This is a genomic window from Gracilibacillus timonensis, from assembly GCF_900086715.1.
Lineage (GTDB): Bacteria > Bacillota > Bacilli > Bacillales > Amphibacillaceae > Gracilibacillus > Gracilibacillus timonensis.
The window spans coordinates 309,790-330,335 of sequence record NZ_FLKH01000012.1; the positions used below are offsets into that span (position 1 = coordinate 309,790).

Sequence of the window (20,546 nt, forward strand, 5' to 3'; positions counted from 1 at the left end):
TCTATTAGTCTGCACCACCGTATTACTATTTCCTAAGATAAGTCCCAAGAACACATTCCAAATTTGGATTTGGTTGCACGAAGAACTATTTCCTCCATCTCTCCAAATGATTGCATGGACTATTTTACATAGTCGATCTTATCGGCAGCTTGATTACTGGTAATAAGGACGAAAAATAGGAATCATCATATGTCTCTATCACCATGATTCCATGAAAAGTTGCTGTATTTGGAATCTTAGCTTAGCAGCGAAGAACGAAGTCCATCGCTTGTTTTTTTGAAATCAGTCAAGATAAATGCTATATACAACACGATGGATGTCAAACATTTGTCTTAAAATACGATTTCGATAAATGGTTTTGCAGGTAACAACATATCCTAAGGAAAGAAGGTGGTGAACAAGCTTGAAAAATAATAACATCAAAGAATATTGGCTGGCCTTTATAAAGAAAATCAAACCATATAAATGGATTGTCTTGATTGCTTCTTCCATGTTCCTGATTGCCTTGTTAGGTTATTTGTTTATTGTATTCGGCGGACGATTTGTATTCGACGAAAAGGCTGTTATCTTACCAACAACCTCTCGCGTTGTCGCAGAAGATGGGACACTATTAGGTAAACTATATACGGAGAATAGAGATTACGCCACATTGGAACAAATACCTGATCATGTGGAAAAGGCCTTTCTGGCGGTAGAAGATCAAGATTTTTATCAACATGCAGGAATTTCACTGCCTGCCGTAGCACGGGCGGTTTATCGCGATGTGATCACCATGAGTAAAGCAGAAGGTGGCAGCACGATTACACAGCAATTAGCCAAGAACTTATTCCTGCAAAATGACAAGTCTTGGATGAGAAAAACCAAAGAAGTGATGGCTTCTGTTTATTTAGAACGGAATTATACGAAATCTGATATTTTAGAATTATATTTAAACGAGATTTATTTAGCACATGGCATTTACGGAATAGGAACAGCGGCTGATTACTTTTTCAACAAGCCAATTGCTGATTTGACTATCGATGAAGGGGCGTTACTTGCAGCGATGGTGAAGGCGCCCAATAGCTATTCGCCGCATCATGATATCGAGGAGGCCAAACAGCGCAGAGATTTGGTATTGCAGCAGCTGGCTAATGAAGGGGAAATTTCAACGGAAGAGCTTTTGGAATTACAGGCCAAGGAAATAAAAGTGGCAGACCAGCCGGAGGAACGGGAACCATGGCTGGATGATTATTTTGCCTATGTGTTAGAAGAAGCAGAACAAGCATATGATTTAAGTAGAGAGGCATTAAAGCGCGGAGGTTACACGATCGAAGTAAATATAGATCTAGAGATGCAGCAAGTGGCTTATCAGCAAATGCAGGATGATCAATTTTTCTCTGGATCAAATCAAAACATGTCGAGCAGTTTTGTATTAATGGATCAAGAGACAGGGGCATTAAAGGTGTTGCTCGCAAATCGCTCCTTTCAGTTAGGGGATACCAATCATTTACTCACACCTAAACAGCCAGGATCGGTAATCAAGCCTTTAGCTGTATATGGCCCAGCCTTGGAACAAGGAAGTTACCAGCCGTATGATCTTCTGCCTGATCGAGACATTGACTATGATGGTTATCATGTTAATAATGCCGATGGACAATACCAAGGAGAAGTTACCATGTATCAAGCTTTGCTTCAGTCAAGAAATGCACCAGCTGTATGGTTATTGGATCAAATTGGTATCGACTACAGTAAATCCAGCTTAGAAAAAATGGATATATCATTAGAAGACAATGGATTAGCGATGGCTTTAGGTGGCTTAAAAAAAGGCTTAACACCGATTCAGATTACCGAGGCTTATCGCACGTTTATTCACCAGGGAGAATGGCAACAGTCAAAAAGTATTCAAAAGATTTATAAACAACAGGGCGAGGAACTAAAGAGCAGTGAACAAAAGCGAGCGCAAGTATTTCAACCACAGAATGCCTGGAATATACTTCGAATGATGGAGGCGGTTATCACCGAAGGTACAGGAACTGCCGGTGAATATAATAAAGCACTCGCGGGTAAAACGGGCTCTACCCAACATCCGGAAGTACCTGGAGAAGTGAAGGATGCTTGGTTTGCCGGGGTAACACCTGATTATGTATCTGCTGCTTGGATCGGTTATGACAAGGCGACCGAGGATAACTATTTAACAACTGGTTCCGAAGCAGCTGTTCGCTTAACGAAAGCCATCCTGACAGAAATCGATAAACGCACTTCGTTGGCGGAAAGTTTCGAAGTGCCAGCAGATGTAGAAGACCTTCCTGAACCGATTGAAAACCTGCCAGTGATTGATGACCTGCAGGTGAATCTGAAATTTGGTGGCTTTTCGATCATACAGGGGAATTTAAGCTGGACAACAGGTGACGATGACCGCATTGTCTATCGCATTTATCAACGGGATGGTGAGGGTGATCAGCTGCTTGGTGAGATAGAAGGACAAGGCGATTACACGATTCAATTACTTTCTCTTATTCAGACAAAAGAATATTATATTGTACCTTATAACCCATTAACGAAGCAGACTGGTGAACCGTCGAACATTGCAGGTTTTTAGTTTTAATAGACAACACTGATTCGTACAAATTAATGAACATTTTAAAAAACACTATACAGAAACGCTCAAACCTTCTATAGTGAAATGGAAAGAAAAAAAGGGTGAAACGAATGACGACATTTAATGATACGATTTTAAAGGCGTTTCGTGGAGAAGCGACCGACTACACTCCTGTTTGGTATATGCGGCAGGCAGGGAGATCACAAAAAGAATATCGAAAATTAAAGGAAAAGTATTCCTTGTTTGAAATTACGCATCAGCCAGAACTCTGTGCTTATGTGACCAGGTTGCCCGTAGAGATGTATGATGTGGACGCTGCTGTACTTTATAAGGATATTATGTCCCCACTACCGGCAATAGGTGTCGATGTGGAAATCAAATCAGGGATTGGACCTGTGATTGACCAGCCGATCCAATCATTGCGTGATATTGAGAAATTAGGAACGATTGATGCAGAAAGTGACGTGCCTTACGTTTTAGACACAATTCGTCTGTTAACCAAAGAACAGTTGAATGTGCCTTTAATAGGTTTCAGCGGCGCCCCTTTTACACTGGCTAGTTACATGATTGAAGGCGGTCCGTCGAAGAATTACCACAAAACGAAAGGCATGATGTATAGTGACGAAAAGGCATGGTTTGCGTTAATGGATGTCTTGGCTGATATGACGATCAGCTATGTAAAGGCACAAGTTCATGCTGGTGCTCAGGCCATTCAAATTTTTGATTCATGGGTCGGGGCATTACATGCAGCCGATTATCGCAAGTATATCAAGCCGGTGATGCAGCGTATTTTTAGTGAATTACGTGAGCTCAAAGTTCCATTAATTATCTTTGGTGTAGGGGCGAGTCATTTAATCCACGAGTGGAATGAATTACCCGTTGATGTGATTGGTTTAGATTGGCGCTTGTCGATTAGTGAGGCTCGTCATCTAGGTATTACCAAGCCGCTACAAGGAAATTTGGATCCAGCCTTTTTGTTATCTGATTGGGAAATGGCAAAAGAAAAGGCGAAGCAGATTATTGATGAAGGAAAAGCACAACCAGCTCATATCTTTAACCTGGGCCACGGTGTTGTTCCTGAAGTGGATCCAGAACGTTTGAAGCAATTGACGGCTTTTATTCATGAATATTCACAAAGATAAAGGGAAATAGATATAGCAAGACTATGCTAGTTCACCTTAAGCGTTGATGGAATAAACAATAAAATAGCGACAACAGTGACAATACATGATAAAAAGCATCTTAATGAATTTAGTAAGAAAGGAATGTTTCTTTATGGCAAAGAAAAAAGTAGGATTATTGGTGATGGCTTATGGCACACCTTATCAAGAAGCGGATATTGAACGATATTATACCGATATTCGCCATGGTCGTAAGCCGACGCAGGAGATGCTCGATGATTTAACGGAGCGATATCGAGCGATTGGCGGAATTTCTCCGCTTGCTCGAATTACGCGAGAACAAGCGAAGGCCATTGAACAATACGCCAATCAGATGCAAGATGAAGTAGAGTTCGTTCATTATTTGGGCTTAAAACATATTGAACCGTTTGTGGAAGACGCCGTTGAGCAAATGGCTAAGGATGGTATCACGGAGGCGGTTTCGCTTGTATTAGCACCACATTATTCTACTTTTAGTGTCAAATCTTATAATGACCGAGCTCAGGAAGAAGCTAAGAAACACCATATTACGATCGAATCGATTGAGAGCTGGTATCTGGCAGATGGATTCATTGGCTACTGGGCAGATGTGATTAAACAAGAATATCAAAAGATTGAGGACAAGGATCGGGCTGTACTGATTGTATCCGCACATAGCTTACCAGAGAAAATTTTGCAAGATGGTGATCCTTATCCAAAACAATTGGAAGCGACAGCTGCACGCATTCAACAAGAGACAGGTATTGAACATGTAGAAATCGGCTGGCAAAGTGAAGGAAATACCCCAGATCCATGGTTGGGACCTGATGTTCAGGATTTAACAAGAGATTTATATGAGCAGAAAGGATATCGCTCTTTTATTTATGCTCCAGTTGGTTTTGTTGCCGACCACTTAGAAGTTCTTTATGATAATGACTATGAGTGTAAGAAGGTCTGTGATGATATCGGAGCTGCTTACTATCGTCCACCGATGCCCAATACCGCACCAGCATTTATTGATACGCTCGCTGAAATAGTCGTGTCTAAATCCAAAAGTGTTGCTACCTCATGAAAAAAATTACGATTATAGGCGGCGGAATAACTGGTTTAACGGCTGCTTACTATCTGGAGAAACAAATCAAAGAGGCACGACTAGACTATCGAGTGGAGCTATTGGAAGCGAACCAAAAATTGGGCGGTAAGATTCAAACCGAACATCGGGAAGGTTTTACAATTGAACGAGGACCGGATTCCTTTTTAATTCGAAAACAATCGGCGGAAAGACTGGCACGTGATGTAGGAATAGGAGATAAACTTGTGAAGAATGGAACAGGAAAATCCTATATATTAGTGGGGGATAAGCTACATAGTATGCCTCAAGGGTCGCATATGGGCATACCAACACAGGTTAGGCCTTTCCTCCAATCGAGTCTGTTTAGCATGACAGGGAAATTACGGGCTTGTATGGATTTCGTCTTACCAAAAGGAGAAGCAGCAGCAGATCAATCGTTAGGAAAATTCTTTCGCCGTCGTCTTGGTGATGAAGCAGTGGAGAATTTGATTGAGCCATTGTTATCAGGGATTTATGCTGGGGATATTGACGATTTAAGCTTAATGGCTACTTTTCCAAATTTCTATCAGTTGGAACAAGAATATGGTAGTTTAATGAAAGGGTTGCGTAAGACGTTACCAGCACCATCCTCGACTCCTGGGAAAAAAGAAAGCAAATTCTACAGTATTCAAGGTGGATTAGAGACGTTTGTGCAGGCGATAGAGGCACAACTTTCCGAGGGTACTGTTCAAACGGGAAGCACCGTGGAAAGTATTGAGAGACAAGGGGAAGCCTATCAATTGCATATGAAAAAAGGTCCTGACAAGACATCTGATATTGTCCTGATCGCTACTCCTTATCCGGTGATGAAAAAAGTATTAAAGTCGTTTGATTTTGCGGATGAATTAACCAATATAAAAGCAACCTCTGTCGCTAATGTAGCCTTGGCTTTTGATCATTCTGCCATTAAAGAAGATATTGATGGTACGGGATTTGTCGTATCTCGAAATAGTAATTACCGTATCACGGCTTGTACATGGACGCATAAAAAATGGCCGGGAAACGTCGCTCCAGAAGGTAAGGCTTTGCTGCGCTGTTATGTTGGACGACCTGGTGATGAAGATATTGTTGATTTATCGGATGAGGCATTGGAAGAGATCGTTTTACATGATTTGAATAAGATTATGAATATCGAAGGGCAGCCGTTGTTTTCCATCGTATCACGCTGGAATGACGCGATGCCGCAATATGGTATTAACCATAAACAAATGGTCGAAGAACTAGAAGACCATTTGGCAGCGGATCTTCCTGGCGTGTTTGTAGCTGGAAGTCCCTATAGAGGAATTGGACTCCCTGATTGTATAGACCAAGGAGAAGCTGCTGTACAGGATATCTTAGATTTTATGGCAACGGAGACAAAAGGAATTATCTAGCAAATTTATATCGATAAAATACAGAAAAGGGCGGGGAAGTATCCGCTCTTTTTTTATAAGCAAGGAAAGCATAAAATCCTTGGAATGATAGGTCTTGGAATGATTCTGACCTTGAACGAATGGTGGTACCGATAAGATAGATTATGTAAAGTATCTAGTTCCATTATTCCATGTGGTAAAGTTGATTGTTTGTCAGTGCTAGATGGCGCTCCGAAAATAGGTTCCTCTGGGTAGTAGCACTACAATCGAATGACTGCTAGGATGTAGGATTCTAGGCACCATCATCATGCTAGATAAACTTGTTCAGAGAATGATTCGATCATACATTATGGTTTTTATAAATGAAAGAATTATTTTGTAGCGTGATCCATGACATATCCGAAAAATAAGTTGACGATTTTCTCCTTTTGCTACAATACTGTCTAGGCACCTAGAACCCTTCATTCTAGCAGTAACAACCATTGTTGTACTTTTACTTAGCGGAGGGAATATGCGGAGACTCCTATGGGACCAGGACGAGCTGAAGATCCACTAAAAAGTGCTCTTCTTTTTAGTTAGCTGAAGCCGGCCCCATGGAAAGCGTAGCATATTCCCGCAGCGCTTGCTTTGCACAGATAAAACGATCAAACTCACCACTAGAGAAAGCAAACTACTTTACATAATCTATCTTATCGGCAGTTCAGTGGCTACTTTGAGTGGTCGGTAAAGCGCCGGGCGGGGGTTGCTCGGATTTTCTTAGGTGAATATAGCTTTCCAGTGATAATGTTCTTAGAGATATGGAAACGTGTGAGACCATCTACTTTTATTATAAGATAAAAGGGATCAATGGTTGAAGCCTGGGACGTGATCATGAAAAGAGAATTGCCTCTCATGGCAACACAAAAAAGCAGCTAATAAATAGCTGCAGATGCGTGTCTTTCACCTATACCTCTTATGGATTGGATGGGAATGTACATCATCCTAGTGATGGGCAGGATAAAATGGGATGAAGACATCAAGGTATAAGGCAAAAGACAACACAAGTTAGCGGCAAATCATAGTAGCAACATCGCTATGATTATCATCCGCACAATGACACCATTTGACATGCAATCTATCAAACTGTGTTTTTTATTGTATTATAACAAAATGAAAAAATCAAACGTTTGTATTAGTACAATTTCAAATAAATTGAGTTATGATTCTACATCTTTTATACTAAATAAAGAAGGAATCGAAAGGAGATACTTAAATGAAATTTATTGATAATAAAGGAATTACCGATCCACAAGTTAATTTGGCTATAGAAGAATATGTGTTGAAGCATTTCGGTGAAGAGGATACGTATTTATTATTTTACATAAACGGTCCATCCATCATTATTGGGAAAAATCAAAACACGATTGAAGAAATTAACACCGATTATGTAGAAGCAGAAGGAATCAAAGTAGTGCGGCGTTTGTCTGGCGGTGGCGCAGTTTATCATGATGAAGGTAACTTAAATTTTAGTTTTATTACAAAAGACGACGGAGACAGCTTCCAAAATTTCGCCAAGTTTACTGAACCAGTGGTGGATGCTCTGCGTCAGCTTGGTGTCCCAGCGGAATTAAAAGGTCGTAATGACTTGGTCGCAGACGGTCGTAAAATTTCCGGAAATGCTCAATTTACCACGAAAGGACGTATGTTCAGTCATGGCACCTTGATGTATGATTCAGAAATAGAAAATGTGGTACGTTCCCTTAATGTCAAAACAGAAAAAATAAAATCAAAAGGGATTAAATCGATTCGCAGTCGGGTCGCCAATATCTCGGAATTTGTCGATGAAAAAATATCGGTGAAAGAGCTAAAAGAGCATATTTTACGATATATCTTTGAAGTGGAAAGCCTTGAAGAGGTCCCTCAATATGTATTGACAGAAGAAGATTGGGCTAATATCTATCAATTGTCGGAAGAGCGTTATCAAAAGTGGGAATGGAATTATGGTAAATCACCTGCCTTTAACCTGCAGCGCTCCCATAAATTCGATGGTGGTCTGGTCGATCTTCGCTTAGATGTTCAGAAAGGCATGATTGAGCAATGTACGATTTATGGTGATTTCTTTGGTGTTGGCGATGTGAAGGAGTTAGAATCGTTATTACAAGGAGTTCGTTATGAGCGTCAGGCGATTTCCGAGGCCGTTAAAGATATTGATATTTCTCATTATTTAGGTAAAATAAGTGAAGAAGAGTTTTTAAGTTTGATTTATTAGAAGGAATGGCCTCTTATCTTTGTTCGATAAGGGGCTATTGTTAATTTGCTCAAAATAAAGGTGCAGGAGACGTTTGATGAAAAAAATCATACTTGCTTACACGGTTTATGTCCTCCTTATTTTTGGTTATTTTTATTTCTTTTATCCGTTAGATTCCTTTGGGGACACTCGTTATGGTGCATTGGCCCATGCTTTTTTCTTTGCCATGTGGCCGCTGCAGCTCTTGTTGTTATATGTGTTGCAAACGAAAACAAAGATACTGCAAAGGCTGGACGACATGCCCTCTTTGTTCAGAAAAGCAATCCTCTTTACGACATTGTTAATGGTTTTGGATTACCTGCTCCATTTTCCTTTTCGCCTGGTGTGGTATTGGATTGGGATTCATGAAGGGGTACGAACGCAAACGATTTGGTCTTGGTTAACCGACAGTATATTAAATAGCCTGCTTTTTTGGTTTGCTCTCTCGCTGATTGTATGCGTGGTGCAGTGGATCATCAAGAAATGGCCGGCGTGGTGGGGAATGATCGTATGGGTATTGGCGATACCAGTGGTGCTTTTTATTACGTTTATCCAGCCGATTTGGATTGACCCGTTATTTGATGATTTTTCTCCATTGGAACAGGGAGAACTACGCATGGAAATAGAGGAATTATTGACGGAAGCGGACATCGCGGATGCGACCCTGTTAGTCGTCAACAAAAGCGAGAAAGTTTCTACCTATAATGCCTACGTGAATGGCATTTTTGACCATATGCGGATTGTCCTATGGGATACGACAGTAGCCGGTATGGAAACAGATGAGGTGCTTTATATTATGGCGCATGAGATTGCCCATTATTTATTCCATCATGTCTATTGGGGAGTAGGTTTATATTTGCTAGGCAGTCTGCTTATCTTACTCGCTTTGCAGCAATGGACTAAAAGGTGGCGAAAGACTTATACAATACCTGCCCTGGCCCGGCTTTTGACGATAACAGTTGTGATCTTGATGCTTGCCGGACCGATCGAGTTATCGGTTTCACGATTAATGGAAAAACAGGCAGACGCTTATGCGATTGAGCATACCGATAATCTGGAGCCTGCCTTGGCCAGTTACCAGCAGATGGCCGAACAGTCAAAGGCGGATATTCAGCCTGCTGAATGGATTGCGTTCTTTCGATCGAGCCACCCTTCCTTAGCGGATCGGATGGAAAGCGTACGAGAAGAAATGGATCAACGTGAAACAAAACAGAATAATGATTCGTAACAAAGAGAGAGGTGATGAATATGGATACACTTTATCAAAAAATAACGAAGGCACAGCAAGACAAACGAAAGCTGCAGCGGCTCCAGCAAGAACAAAAAAATCTCACGATTGAGTTAGATTCTTTGGAACAGCAACAAGCAGATTATCATGCCAAACTCCAAGAAGAGAAAGTAGATGTGGAGAAACTAGAATCCGTGAGCTTGACCAATCTATTTTATACATTGATTGGTCAAAAGGAAGATAAATTGGATCAAGAGAAGCAAGATGTTACCAAGGTTCAACTACAGTATCAAGAGGCGCGGGAGTCAGTTGCCGATTTGAAAGAGGATAGGCATCATGTGCAAAGCAAGATTTCGGAGCTAGGCGAGCCGGATTTGCGCTATCAGCAATTGTTAGATGAAAGATATCAGCATTTACTGGATATGGGCCATGAGACAGGTCAACAGGCCTTAACTATTTTGGAGAAACTGGGAGATATGAAGGATGAGCAAACGGAAATAGCGGAAGCCGTGGACGCAGGTATGAAGGTAAGGGAAAAGCTTGCAGAGACGCAGGAGGCCTTATCTAAGGCAAAGAATTGGGGAGCGGCCGATATGATTGGAGGCGGCCCCTTTACCACAGCGATAAAGCATGGTCATATCGATGATGCCAAGCAAGCTTCGCATGATGCACAGCGTTTGCTGCGGAAATTTTCTTATGAATTAAATGATATCGGGCAAAGCTTTCAAGCAGATATGAATATCTCAGGTGGGCTCACTTTTGCCGATTATTTTCTCGATGGATTAATTGTCGACTGGTTTGTGCAAGATAAAATTAATCAGTCAGCAGAACAGGTGGATGAAATGCATGGTCAAGTAGAGCGTACCTTGGTCCAGTTGGAGGAATTAAATCGAGAAATCAATCAGACGATCGCCGATGCGGATAAACAGTGGGAAGAGCTTGTGATTCATGCCCATTAATAGATTTTCTCATCCTCAGTAAGTGTCAGGGTAAAAGGATAGATCATGAGAACAATGAGAGCACTAATGATCAGATAACTGATTGCCCATCTAGCAGGCACATCAAACAAAAGCAGCACCAGAGCCATCGATGGAATGATCGATAAGAAGAAGCTGTATGTTCTTGTCTTTCTGGTGGGGAATTGTTTTTGATGACAAATTGGACAACATAAGCCGTGGTCAAAGGTCATCCAAGCCTTCATAGTCTGCTTCCAATTCCATTTGCTTTGGCACGAGGGACAGGTAGGCATGATGAGGCACTCCTTTTTCCTTATTTTATCAAGTATATGAAAAAAAGAACGAAAAGTCTAATGAAAATGCCGGAATGACGGCAAGTAGGAGGGGTCAATTTGTCGAGTGATGCGTACGGTCATATCGTGATTTTGAATGGACCGCCACGTTCGGGGAAGTCATCGATTGTAGAAGAAATACAAGCCACTTTTCCAGGGGTATGGCTTAATATTGGTGTGGATCATTATATGAAAATGATCCCTCAGCAATTTCAACCAGGCATCGGCTTGCGTCCTGGAGGCGAACGACCGGATTTGGAAGAGACTATTGTGCAAATGTATCAAGGGTTATATCAATCGATTGCTGCCCATAGCCGTCTCGGTTTGAATGTGGTGGTAGACGTTGGTCATCATGATTTTTATTCGCAAAAGCGTGACATCTTTTCATGTTGTCGGGCAATTTTGCAAGGGCTTCCTGTGTTGTTGGTAGGGATTCATTGCCCGATTGATATCATTATGAAGCGCAGGTTAGCTACATGGGGTGCTGGTTATCAAGAAGATGGGACGATCCCATTACCTGTACAGCGCTGGCAGCATGCAGTTCACGACGGACATTCGTATGATGTAGAGATCGATACTTCTGTGTCCAGTCCGGCGCAATCGGCAGCGTTGATTGAGGAAAAGCTTCGGTCTTTATAGTGGGAATCACGCTTTATTCGCGTAATGGCCGCCGATGCTTTACAATAAAGAAAAGAGACAAAAGTGGGGTGCAGGCAAATGAAATATGCCATTTATCAAATGGATGTGATGGTGGCAGATCCTTCAGCCAATCGAGCAAAAATAACAAAGTGGATTGAGGCACAAATGGTGCAAGACAATCCGGATGTACTGGTGCTTCCAGAAATGTGGAATACAGGTTATGCCTTGGATCAATTGGAAGAAATCGCTGACCAAAACGGAGAAATTACGATTCCATTTTTAAGCTCCATGGCTCGCGATTTTCAGGTGAATATTATAGGTGGATCGATTGCCAATCAAAAGAAGAAAGGTATCTATAATACTGCTTATGTCTTCAATCGAGCTGGTGAGCTTATCTATGAATATGACAAGATGCACCTTGTACCCATGTTGGATGAACCGATCTATTTGCAAGGTGGTGAACGCAAGGGACGGGTCTTTGCATTAGATGGTGTCAAGATGGGTCTGGCTATTTGTTATGACCTGCGTTTTCCAGAATTGTTAAGGGACTTGGCCTTACAAAAGGCGGAAGTGATTCATGTCGTGGCACAATGGCCGGCTGCGCGAAAAGATCACTGGCGTTATCTTCTGCATGCACGAGCAATCGAGAATCAATGTTTTATGATGGCAGCCAATAGCAGCGGCAGTTGTAATGACACCCAGTTTGCTGGTGATTCCTTGGTGATTAATCCAGCCGGTGTATTAGTAGAGAAAGGTGCCAGTGAAACAGAAGCTACGATCAAAGCAGCCATCGACCTGGAAGAAGTGGCAACTATGAGAAAAAATATTCCTGTGTTTGACAGCAGGGTACCTGAACTGTATGGAGAGTGAAGTAAATGATCGAGTTTGAATATGCAGCGGCATTAAAACGATTGCCGGAACAATTTTTTGCTCAATTAGTTAAAAAAACGCAAAACTTAATCCAACAAGGGCACGATGTCATTAATCTGGGACAAGGCAATCCCGATTTGCCTACACCCGATTTTATTGTGGAGGCTTTACAGCGGGCTGCCACTCATCGCAAATTTCATAAATATGCCCCTTTTCAAGGATTTCCCTTTTTAAAAGAAGCGATTGCCGATTTTTATCAGCGAGAATATGGGGTAGAGGTGGATCCGAAGACAGAGGTGGCCATTTTATTTGGTTCCAAGACAGGTTTGGTGGAAATAAGCCAATGCCTGTTAAACGCTGGTGATAAAGTGTTAGTTCCTGATCCTGGTTATCCTGATTATATGTCTGGTATTAGCTTAGCGGGTGCTGAAGCGGTTTATATGCCTCTAAAAGCGGAGAGACAATTTCTTCCGAATTATCAGCAAATGGCCGCCACTGATTTAGAGCAGGCCAAGCTAATGTTTTTGAATTACCCCAATAATCCTACGGCAGCTACTGCGACAAAAGCGTTTTTTGATGAAACGATCGAGGTAGCTAAGCGGCATCACATTTGTGTTGTCCATGACTTTGCTTACGGCTCGATTGGGTTTGAAGACAGCAAACCGCAAAGTTTCCTGCAATCAGAAGGTGCAAAAGAGGTTGGGGTGGAGATGTATACCCTTTCGAAGTCGTTTAATATGGCGGGATGGCGTGTTGCCTTTGCAATCGGTAACCCATCAGTAATCAAGGCATTGGAATTGATACAGGATCATTATTATGTCAGCCTTTTTGGTGCCATTCAGATGGCCGCTAAAGAGGCATTAGACCATGGTCAAACAGCCATGGAACAGTTGAATCGAACCTATCGGGAACGCAGGGATACCTTTTTACAGGCAGCTGAAGCGATAGGCTGGAAAGGTGGAACAGCTCAGGGCTCCTTTTTCGTATGGATGCCCGTGCCTAAAGGCTATGGCTCCGAAGCATTTGCTGACTTACTGCTGGAAGAAGCACATGTGGTTGTCGCACCTGGTAATGGTTTTGGTGAAACAGGTGAAGGGTTTGTGCGGATAGGTTTATTGGATGAACCCCACCGATTACAAGAAGCCTGTCAAAGAGTTGGGGCATTATCCGTGTTTTAAATAGAAAGGGAGTATACGATGGGGATTTTCTTTGAGAATGATAAACGCATCAAATATCCGAAGCCAAAAGCTTTGCTGGCGGTTCAATTAATCACTGCCATGGCAATGGTCGGTTTTTTAATCTATGGTATAATACAAGAATTTGATCCGATTTACGTAGGGTTAGCTAATCTGCTTCTTGTCGTGACGTTGATAATAGATAATATCTATTACTATCAAAAAACAAAAGTATGGGATAAAAAATCGTGGCTTGTTATCATTGTATTTGGACTGTTGGCTTTATCGCTATTGTTGTCTGCTTATTAATGGATAATGGCAAACAAGCCGATCTACCTGTTATCCACTCGGCATCATCGTGAATTTTCCCTTGCCTTGTTGTTTTGCTTGATAAAGCCCCTCATCTGCTATTTGCAATAATTTTTTTAATGACTGTTTATTTTGATAATGGACAATGCCAATACTGACTGATATATCGATAGCAGGTGAGAAATCACTCCATTCAGACAAGGAAGCAATGATGGCTTGGGCACAGGTACGAGAAAAAGACTCATTCGGTGACCCAGGCAGAATGATAATAAACTCATCCCCGCCCAAACGGAATAGCCTATCTTGCTCACGCAGGTTCTGCTCTAAGCGGCGGGTTACCTCGATTAAGATTTCGTCCCCAGCAGCATGTCCATAACAATCATTTACCTCTTTAAAACCATCTAAATCAATCGATAGCAAGGTACCTTTGATGGAGGCCTTTTCAAAATACTCGTGCAAATAACGACGGTTGTAGGTTTTGGTCAACATATCTTGTTTGGCTTGTTTTTCTAGTTCCATTAGATGGGCAAAGAGCCGCGAAAACTTTTCTAACACTTCCATCGTGTGATGATCAAATTGCCCGGGCTTGAGGTTGATGGCACATAATGATCCAAATAGGCTTCCATCTTGATAATAAATTGGCACGCCTGCATAAGAGCGGAATGCCAACTGTTTGGTGAATGGCAAGCTCTTGGTTTTGCGATTTGCTGCGGTATTTTTGATCATAACAGGTGCTTTCGTGATAAATACTTGATGACAGTATGTTTCTGATAAGGCAATCGGTTTATTTTCATAAGCTTTTAAGTTGGTATCACCCTGATCGAGAATGCGTAATAAGGTAAAAGTATCTCCGTCGATACGCCCGATATATAGCTGATTATCAGGCAGTGCATTGTTCACAAGTTCCAGCAAGTTATCCAAAGCATTTCCTTCCATAATAACCTCCAGGCTAAATAATAGGAGTTTAAGCGTGGTCATAAAGCATGATATACCCTTATTATAATAGACGAAACAACGGTAAACAATAACTATTCATGGACAAAATCATGCAGGTGCCAACATGAAAAGCGATTCTTTGACAATTTCTTTCGTTTTTAATGCGTTGGAAAGCCAACTTATAGCGAATCATATCTAATGAATAGGAGCTGCTACTATGGAGAAATCATCCCATAACTATAATAAAATGAAAAACTCCAAACTGATCGTGTTGATAGGGGATTGCCGCTTTGAATAGGCTTTTGATTTCTTATTATCTTATTATTTTGAGATGCAGAGTATGGGAAACATGTTGTATCAGAATGGCTTGAGTACCATCAACAGTATAATGACAAGCAAGAGCGCGTTGACAGCGTACTCGACTCGTAATAGTCTGTTCCTCAACTCATGATAATAAGCTGGCGTCTCCGTTAAGGTTTGATCCGCCAGCATCTGTCTGATGGGGGCAGAGATCTTTCGCAAAAGGGTAGCGCCTAAGATAAGCACGAGGAGATACAGGACAAGGCTCGTTAGATACCAGCCTTGTTGAAAAAGAGAAGGGGTTATAACACCTAACAGTAATCCAGACAACAATAATAGAGCTCCTCCGACTTGGATGAAATGATGCAGACGACGCTTGACCGTGAAGGCAAAACGAATATCTGTCATGGTATGGGCATGCTTCACGATGGTTGTTAGCACAAAACCTGGCCCAATCCCGATGATAGCCGATATAATATGAATCAATATCAGGATGTTGTAGAACGTCATCATTATGCCCTCCATTAGTAAAGTAATTAACAAATATTTCTGATGTTATGTCTGGACAAACAGGTCGAACCCTAATGCTGTTACGAGTCCGAAGACGAGGGACCAGCCTGCTATACTGATGATGGACCAAGTCATGGTTGCCTGTTTGCTAGCACCTAAGGTCATCCCGATAAAAGCGGCTATATGAGAACCAATTAAGATGGGCCCCAGTAATAACATACCTGGCAATCCATATTTATCCCAAAGTTTACGAGCTCGTGCGGAACGTTTCGAATTGTTATTTTGTTTTTTCATCAGCCATTGCTTCAATTTATCAAAGCCAATAATTAAAGGGAAGATAGTGATCATATTGCCAATAAAGGCCACTAAAACCACTAGCACAGGGTTTAACCCGGTCACAATCGCTACCGGTATAACCAAAGCGATCTCCAGCCAGGGAATCGCTGCACCTAATAATACAAGCAAGTACTCGATCATATAGAAAATCCTCCTTATGTTCCAATAGATAAAAAAAGAAGGCTATCACCACGGTATGGCAATAGCTCGGGCATTCAGACAATATCTATTATAGCACAAAATCAATTATTCAACACTTACTCACTATATGCAACGAATGCCAACTGACTAGGAAGTAACAGCTACTCGGCTAGTCAAACGATCGCAAAATGTATCACATTTGCTGATATCCCCTTTTTGGGGAGTGAGTTCCACCTTCAGCGTGACCGCTAGGTTGCTTTGGGCATAGAGCATATCACGGAAAAGATCGACAGCACCGCAGAAGCTGGCAAAGAAACTGTCACCAGTGCCAAATACACCAGTTGTTATCTGTTGGACATCTTCATCTTCAAATGCCTCAAATAGCTCTTCCATCTCCATTGGCAGCTCCCCGTTATCCCAAGAATACGTACCGACCGCAATGATGTCATAATCCGTTAGTTGAGCGGGATTAAAATCATCTACGGGGATTAGGTCGGTTACCACGCCGCGTTTTTCCATATGTTCATGAATCATTTCTGCTAATGTCGCTGTATTGCCAGTAACTGATGTATAAATAACTGCAGCCTTCATACAGCAACACCTCCTTTATTATAATTCATCAAATCCATTGGAAGAAGAAACTTTTGTATACGTTCTTGATTTTTGTTCAAAGAAATCTGATTTTGTTTCATTCATCATTTCATCACTAAACACATGAATCCACTGCATAGGATTTTCTTGATCTGGATAATAGTTATCTAAACCAATTTGACGACATCGTTTGTTGGCTAAATATTCGACATAACCATGGAATTCGTCCAGGTCAATCCCTTCGATATCCTTTAGAATGTAATCTGCCCATTCCTTCTCTAGCTCTACCGCTCGATTGATTGTATCATAGGCATACTGGATATTTTCGGGTGTATTTAGTTCTGGATTTTCGGTCAATAAAATACGAACAAACTGTGCGACAAAATAGGCATGCTGCATCTCATCACGCTGAATATAGCTAATCATGGTGCTTGTTTTTAACATTTTTTGCTGCCGTGCAAGATGATAGAAGAAGGCAAAACCAGCGTAAAAATAAATACCCTCCAGATTAATCGAATTAATCGCTAATTCAAATAAACGCTGTGGCGTAGGTTGCTCCCGGAATGCCTCATAACTATCTAAGATTAATTGGTTTCTTTTCTGGACAATTGGATCCTCTTTTGCTTGATTAAACCGTTTGTTTTGCTCGCTGATAGGGACTAAAGAACTCAAAATATAAGAATACGATTCGTTGTGTACCGCTTCTTGTTGTGAGATAACCGCAAAAATTGCCTTAAAGCTGGAATCAGTTACATAGTCCATGACATGTGACATGGTTGGTGTTTGCAAGCTATCTAAAGAAGCAAGTTGTGTATTAATACGTAAGAAAACATCTTTTTCGATATCAGTTAGGTTATCCCATTGCTTGATATCATCTTGCATATTGATTTCTTGTGCCTTCCAAAAGTTCGCCAGTAATGTTTGATATAAGTCATACATTTGTGGATAGGCGATATCATTCCAATTAAGTACACCAGAAGATTCGCCATTGATAATACCAGTTGATTTATTGGGATGAGTTGGATTTAATAGTTTTATTCTGTTTAGGGTTTGATCCACTTGTGTCATGCTACCCATATCCTCCTTTATTACATGCAAGCAGTGAGCCCAGTGTAAACGACTGTGTAAATATTCCGATCCGTTTTGCTTGGTCTCACCGCTTGTGTTTTCAATTGTGTCTCGATCGATTAACTATGACATGCCTCACATTCTTCAATCTCTGTTTGTGATGTGCTTCGGACATAGTAGGTTGTTTTTAATCGATTTTCCCATGCAGCTACGTGTAAGTTTAATAGATCAACGGCTTTGATGTCGTGACGGACATAGAGGTTAAAGCTGATCGCCTGATCAATATGACGCTGTCTCTTCGCGTTTTGTCTGATACTCCATAACTGGTCTAACTCATGACGTGCACGGCGATAATAGTTATAAGTGACGTGATCCAAGTCAGGTGCCGTTACTTTAAATTTAAAGTTTTTCTTCTCTTCGGCATATTCTACGTTATAGATTGGATCAATCCCATCTGTTGAACCGCCGATCTTAGCGGTAGAAGAGTTAGGAGCAACGGCCATTAACCAGCCATTACGCATTCCTTTTTCGGCAACTTGTTGGCGTAACTCTTGCCAACGGTCTGTCGTATAATCACGACGGTCAAAGTAGACGCCAGTTTGCCATTCGGATCCTTCAAATTCGTTGTACGAACCTTTTTCCTGAGCCAATTCCATCGACGCCTTAATCGTATAATAAGCAATGTCCTCATAGACTTTATCCGCATAATTAACAGCTTCCTCTGATTCCCAGTGGATGTTCTCTAGCGCCAATAGGTGGTGCCAGCCGAATGTACCTAAGCCAACTGCCCGGTATTTCTTGTTGGTTGCTTGTGCCTGACCAACAGAAATCGTATTAAGATCAATCACGTTATCCAGCATGCGAACCTGAATAGCGACAAGACGCTCCAAGACTTCTGCGCGAATCGCATTTGCCAAGTTAACAGAAGATAGATTACATACGACAAAATCACCTGGTTTACGGATAATTACGATATTGCCGTCTTCATCTTGATATTCCTTGGTGATGGATGTAGCTGACATGTTTTGTGCAATCTCTGTACATAAATTACTACAATAGATCGATGTTTTACCGATGCCGCGTTTATGTTTATTCGGATTTTGTCGATTGACTTCATCACGATAGAACATATACGGGGTACCTGTCTCTAACTGTGCGACCATGATACGAGCCATAATATCCATGGCGCGATACGTTTTTCTTGGTAATAATGGGTGGTTTACTGCTTCCCAATATTTTTCAGAGAAATATTTCTCGTTTTCTTCGTCATAGAAATCCTCTAGTCCGAGTGGATTACCATCTTCATCTTTCCAGCCCATCGTTTGCTTCACTTGATGTGGGCAGAATGTATGCCATTCACCTACACTCTTGCCTTGCTCATCCCGTTCTTGCAGCTGCTGCATGAATAAATCTGGGATGGACACTCCAGAGAAGATATCGTGTGCTTTACGTCGTTCGTCTCCATTATTCGTTTTTAAATCTAAGAAGCCGTTCATAATATCCTTGTGGAATACGTCGAGATAGATGGCAACGGCCCCTTGGCGTTGTCCTAATTGATCGACACTAACGGCGGTATCATTAACAAGGCGGATCCATGGTACTACTCCAGAAGAATTGCCTTTAAACTTCTTAATGTCGGAGCCTAACGCACGGACTTTGCCGTAATAGATACCAATACCACCACCATCTTTACTAAGGCGGGCAATATCCCAATTGTTTAGATAAATGCCATCAAGCGAGTCGTCTACCGTATCAATGAAACAAGACGATAGTTGTCCATAGCTTTTACCGGCATTGGATAAGGTAGGGGTTGCTACGGTCATATACAGGTTGCTTAAGGCCCAGTATGCTTCCTTTACCAGATCTAGTCGTTTTTCTGGTGCCTCTTTTTGCATAAGTGTCATGGCAATGATCATAAAACGTTCCTGAGGCAGTTCGTAAAGGTTACGTTCATGATCACGTGCCAGATAGCGATCGGCAAGTAAGAATAATCCAATATAGTTGAAGAGCTTATCTCGCTCTGGTTCAATAGCGGTTTGTAAAGAATCTAGTTCTTCTTTGCTGTAAGATGCTAATAAATCCGTTGAGTAGATGCCGATATCTGTCAGAGTATGAACCAATTCATACAGGCTGCCGTATTTTTGCTCGCCATCGTAGCCGCGGTTAGAAGCAGCTTCCCGATATAGGTTATCCAAGTGAAAATGAGCAGCTACAAACGTCCAATCCGGTTGATCCATCGCAATTTGGTTTAACGAGTAGAATAAGGCTTCTTGTGTTGTTTCCTGGTCTGATTTTGTTGTTTGTTCAATGCGTTGCTGAATTTCTTTGGTATCTAAGTCGAATGTTTCCCCAGCTTGTTGTAATGCATTGATGACTGAATGCCTGATACTGTTTGCTTCCGTTGTTGTCATAATTAAAGCCCTCCATATACATAATAAAAGCGCCCGAAAGAGCGATTTATATTTAATAGTGTTATGTAATATTGCTAACCAGCAAATACAATATATTGATGTTTTGAACTCTTTGTTGTCTATATATTGTATTTTAAATGATGCAGGGCATTTTGACAATAAAAAAGTATTTGGATTTGTCATTGTTTTTTATAAAGGTTGATAGGGTGAGGGTTGGTCGAAAAAGATTGAGACTTAAGTAATAGCTTACCGACTTTTTCCGACAGCAATAGAGGTGAAAAATAGACACTGAATTGTT

General features: G+C 41.4%; 18 protein-coding genes. 11 read left to right on the top strand and 7 right to left on the bottom strand.

All coding sequences use genetic code 11. The annotated features are described in order from the left end of the window. Positions 1–403 precede the first annotated feature (403 nt). From BN6556_RS12500 to BN6556_RS12530, 7 genes are all read left to right on the top strand, one after another. Positions 404–2,578 (top strand): transglycosylase domain-containing protein, encoded by a 2,175-nt coding sequence (locus BN6556_RS12500; RefSeq protein ID WP_235817524.1) that lies wholly within the window; start codon positions 404–406, stop codon positions 2,576–2,578. Between the two features lie 110 nt (positions 2,579–2,688). After that, complete coding sequence (gene hemE / locus BN6556_RS12505) at positions 2,689–3,720, top strand: uroporphyrinogen decarboxylase (protein WP_066191944.1); 1,032 nt, start codon at positions 2,689–2,691, stop codon at positions 3,718–3,720. Positions 3,721–3,853: 133 nt separating this feature from the next. Next, the gene (gene hemH / locus BN6556_RS12510; protein ID WP_066191946.1) at positions 3,854–4,789 is read left to right on the top strand and encodes a ferrochelatase; all 936 of its coding nucleotides are present in this window, start codon (positions 3,854–3,856) and stop codon (positions 4,787–4,789) included. After that, positions 4,786–6,201, top strand: coding sequence for a protoporphyrinogen oxidase (gene hemY, locus BN6556_RS12515; protein ID WP_066191948.1), 1,416 nt, complete (start codon positions 4,786–4,788; stop codon positions 6,199–6,201). The genes hemH and hemY overlap by 4 nt, the downstream gene beginning before the upstream one ends. A gap of 1,231 nt (positions 6,202–7,432) precedes the next feature. Beyond that, positions 7,433–8,428, top strand: a complete 996-nt coding sequence (locus tag BN6556_RS12520; protein WP_066191951.1) for a lipoate--protein ligase — start codon at positions 7,433–7,435, stop codon at positions 8,426–8,428. A gap of 76 nt (positions 8,429–8,504) precedes the next feature. Beyond that, complete coding sequence (locus BN6556_RS12525; RefSeq protein ID WP_066191953.1) at positions 8,505–9,674, top strand: M48 family metalloprotease; 1,170 nt, start codon at positions 8,505–8,507, stop codon at positions 9,672–9,674. Between the two features lie 14 nt (positions 9,675–9,688). Next, a complete protein-coding gene (locus tag BN6556_RS12530) occupies positions 9,689–10,633 on the top strand; it encodes a hypothetical protein (RefSeq protein ID WP_148436777.1) in 945 nt (314 codons plus the stop codon). Here the strand turns inward: BN6556_RS12530 and BN6556_RS12535 are convergent. Beyond that, entirely contained in the window at positions 10,630–10,923 is a 294-nt protein-coding gene (locus BN6556_RS12535; RefSeq protein ID WP_066191957.1) for a TIGR04104 family putative zinc finger protein, read from the bottom strand. The genes BN6556_RS12530 and BN6556_RS12535 overlap by 4 nt on opposite strands. Before the next feature lie 99 nt (positions 10,924–11,022). On the opposite strand from BN6556_RS12535, the gene BN6556_RS12540 reads away from it, so the two are divergent. From BN6556_RS12540 to BN6556_RS12555, 4 genes are all read left to right on the top strand, one after another. Next, on the top strand, positions 11,023–11,601 hold the full coding sequence (locus BN6556_RS12540) for a chloramphenicol phosphotransferase CPT family protein (protein WP_066191961.1): 579 nt from the start codon (positions 11,023–11,025) through the stop codon (positions 11,599–11,601). Positions 11,602–11,679: 78 nt separating this feature from the next. Continuing rightward, a complete protein-coding gene (locus tag BN6556_RS12545; protein WP_066191962.1) occupies positions 11,680–12,471 on the top strand; it encodes a carbon-nitrogen family hydrolase in 792 nt (263 codons plus the stop codon). 5 nt (positions 12,472–12,476) lie between these two features. Further along, on the top strand, positions 12,477–13,649 hold the full coding sequence (locus BN6556_RS12550) for a pyridoxal phosphate-dependent aminotransferase (protein ID WP_066191965.1): 1,173 nt from the start codon (positions 12,477–12,479) through the stop codon (positions 13,647–13,649). A gap of 18 nt (positions 13,650–13,667) precedes the next feature. Next, positions 13,668–13,955, top strand: coding sequence for a hypothetical protein (locus BN6556_RS12555; RefSeq protein WP_066191967.1), 288 nt, complete (start codon positions 13,668–13,670; stop codon positions 13,953–13,955). A 30-nt stretch (positions 13,956–13,985) separates the two neighbouring features. On the opposite strand, the gene BN6556_RS12560 is transcribed toward BN6556_RS12555, so the two are convergent. From BN6556_RS12560 to BN6556_RS12585, 6 genes are all read right to left on the bottom strand, one after another. Continuing rightward, positions 13,986–14,891 (bottom strand): sensor domain-containing diguanylate cyclase, encoded by a 906-nt coding sequence (locus BN6556_RS12560; protein ID WP_066191969.1) that lies wholly within the window; start codon positions 14,889–14,891, stop codon positions 13,986–13,988. Between the two features lie 357 nt (positions 14,892–15,248). Then, entirely contained in the window at positions 15,249–15,704 is a 456-nt protein-coding gene (locus BN6556_RS12565) for a DUF2269 family protein (protein WP_078060090.1), read from the bottom strand. Between the two features lie 42 nt (positions 15,705–15,746). Further along, the gene (locus BN6556_RS12570) at positions 15,747–16,178 is read right to left on the bottom strand and encodes a small multi-drug export protein (RefSeq protein WP_066191973.1); all 432 of its coding nucleotides are present in this window, start codon (positions 16,176–16,178) and stop codon (positions 15,747–15,749) included. Positions 16,179–16,325: 147 nt separating this feature from the next. Next, positions 16,326–16,769, bottom strand: a complete 444-nt coding sequence (locus BN6556_RS12575; RefSeq protein WP_066191975.1) for a flavodoxin domain-containing protein — start codon at positions 16,767–16,769, stop codon at positions 16,326–16,328. Between the two features lie 18 nt (positions 16,770–16,787). Further along, entirely contained in the window at positions 16,788–17,837 is a 1,050-nt protein-coding gene (locus BN6556_RS12580; RefSeq protein WP_066191977.1) for a ribonucleotide-diphosphate reductase subunit beta, read from the bottom strand. A gap of 119 nt (positions 17,838–17,956) precedes the next feature. Beyond that, positions 17,957–20,248 carry a ribonucleoside-diphosphate reductase subunit alpha gene (locus BN6556_RS12585; protein ID WP_066191979.1) on the bottom strand — a complete coding sequence of 764 codons (2,292 nt, stop codon included), beginning with the start codon at positions 20,246–20,248 and terminating at the stop codon, positions 17,957–17,959. Positions 20,249–20,546: the final 298 nt, after the last annotated feature.

Excerpts from the sequence above, each read along its gene's own strand:
- hemE (WP_066191944.1), top strand. The coding sequence starts at position 2,689 with ATGACGACATTTAATGATACGATTTTAAAGGCGTTTCGTGGAGAAGCG.
- BN6556_RS12550 (WP_066191965.1), top strand. The coding sequence starts at position 12,477 with ATGATCGAGTTTGAATATGCAGCGGCATTAAAACGATTGCCGGAACAA.
- BN6556_RS12565 (WP_078060090.1), bottom strand. The coding sequence starts at position 15,704 with ATGATGACGTTCTACAACATCCTGATATTGATTCATATTATATCGGCT.
- BN6556_RS12555 (WP_066191967.1), top strand. The coding sequence starts at position 13,668 with ATGGGGATTTTCTTTGAGAATGATAAACGCATCAAATATCCGAAGCCA.
- BN6556_RS12535 (WP_066191957.1), bottom strand. The coding sequence starts at position 10,923 with ATGCCTACCTGTCCCTCGTGCCAAAGCAAATGGAATTGGAAGCAGACT.
- BN6556_RS12575 (WP_066191975.1), bottom strand. The coding sequence starts at position 16,769 with ATGAAGGCTGCAGTTATTTATACATCAGTTACTGGCAATACAGCGACA.
- BN6556_RS12560 (WP_066191969.1), bottom strand. The coding sequence starts at position 14,891 with ATGGAAGGAAATGCTTTGGATAACTTGCTGGAACTTGTGAACAATGCA.
- BN6556_RS12520 (WP_066191951.1), top strand. The coding sequence starts at position 7,433 with ATGAAATTTATTGATAATAAAGGAATTACCGATCCACAAGTTAATTTG.
- BN6556_RS12545 (WP_066191962.1), top strand. The coding sequence starts at position 11,680 with ATGAAATATGCCATTTATCAAATGGATGTGATGGTGGCAGATCCTTCA.
- hemY (WP_066191948.1), top strand. The coding sequence starts at position 4,786 with ATGAAAAAAATTACGATTATAGGCGGCGGAATAACTGGTTTAACGGCT.
- BN6556_RS12525 (WP_066191953.1), top strand. The coding sequence starts at position 8,505 with ATGAAAAAAATCATACTTGCTTACACGGTTTATGTCCTCCTTATTTTT.
- BN6556_RS12585 (WP_066191979.1), bottom strand. The coding sequence starts at position 20,248 with ATGACAACAACGGAAGCAAACAGTATCAGGCATTCAGTCATCAATGCA.
- hemH (WP_066191946.1), top strand. The coding sequence starts at position 3,854 with ATGGCAAAGAAAAAAGTAGGATTATTGGTGATGGCTTATGGCACACCT.
- BN6556_RS12580 (WP_066191977.1), bottom strand. The coding sequence starts at position 17,837 with ATGACACAAGTGGATCAAACCCTAAACAGAATAAAACTATTAAATCCA.
- BN6556_RS12570 (WP_066191973.1), bottom strand. The coding sequence starts at position 16,178 with ATGATCGAGTACTTGCTTGTATTATTAGGTGCAGCGATTCCCTGGCTG.
- BN6556_RS12530 (WP_148436777.1), top strand. The coding sequence starts at position 9,689 with ATGAATATGGATACACTTTATCAAAAAATAACGAAGGCACAGCAAGAC.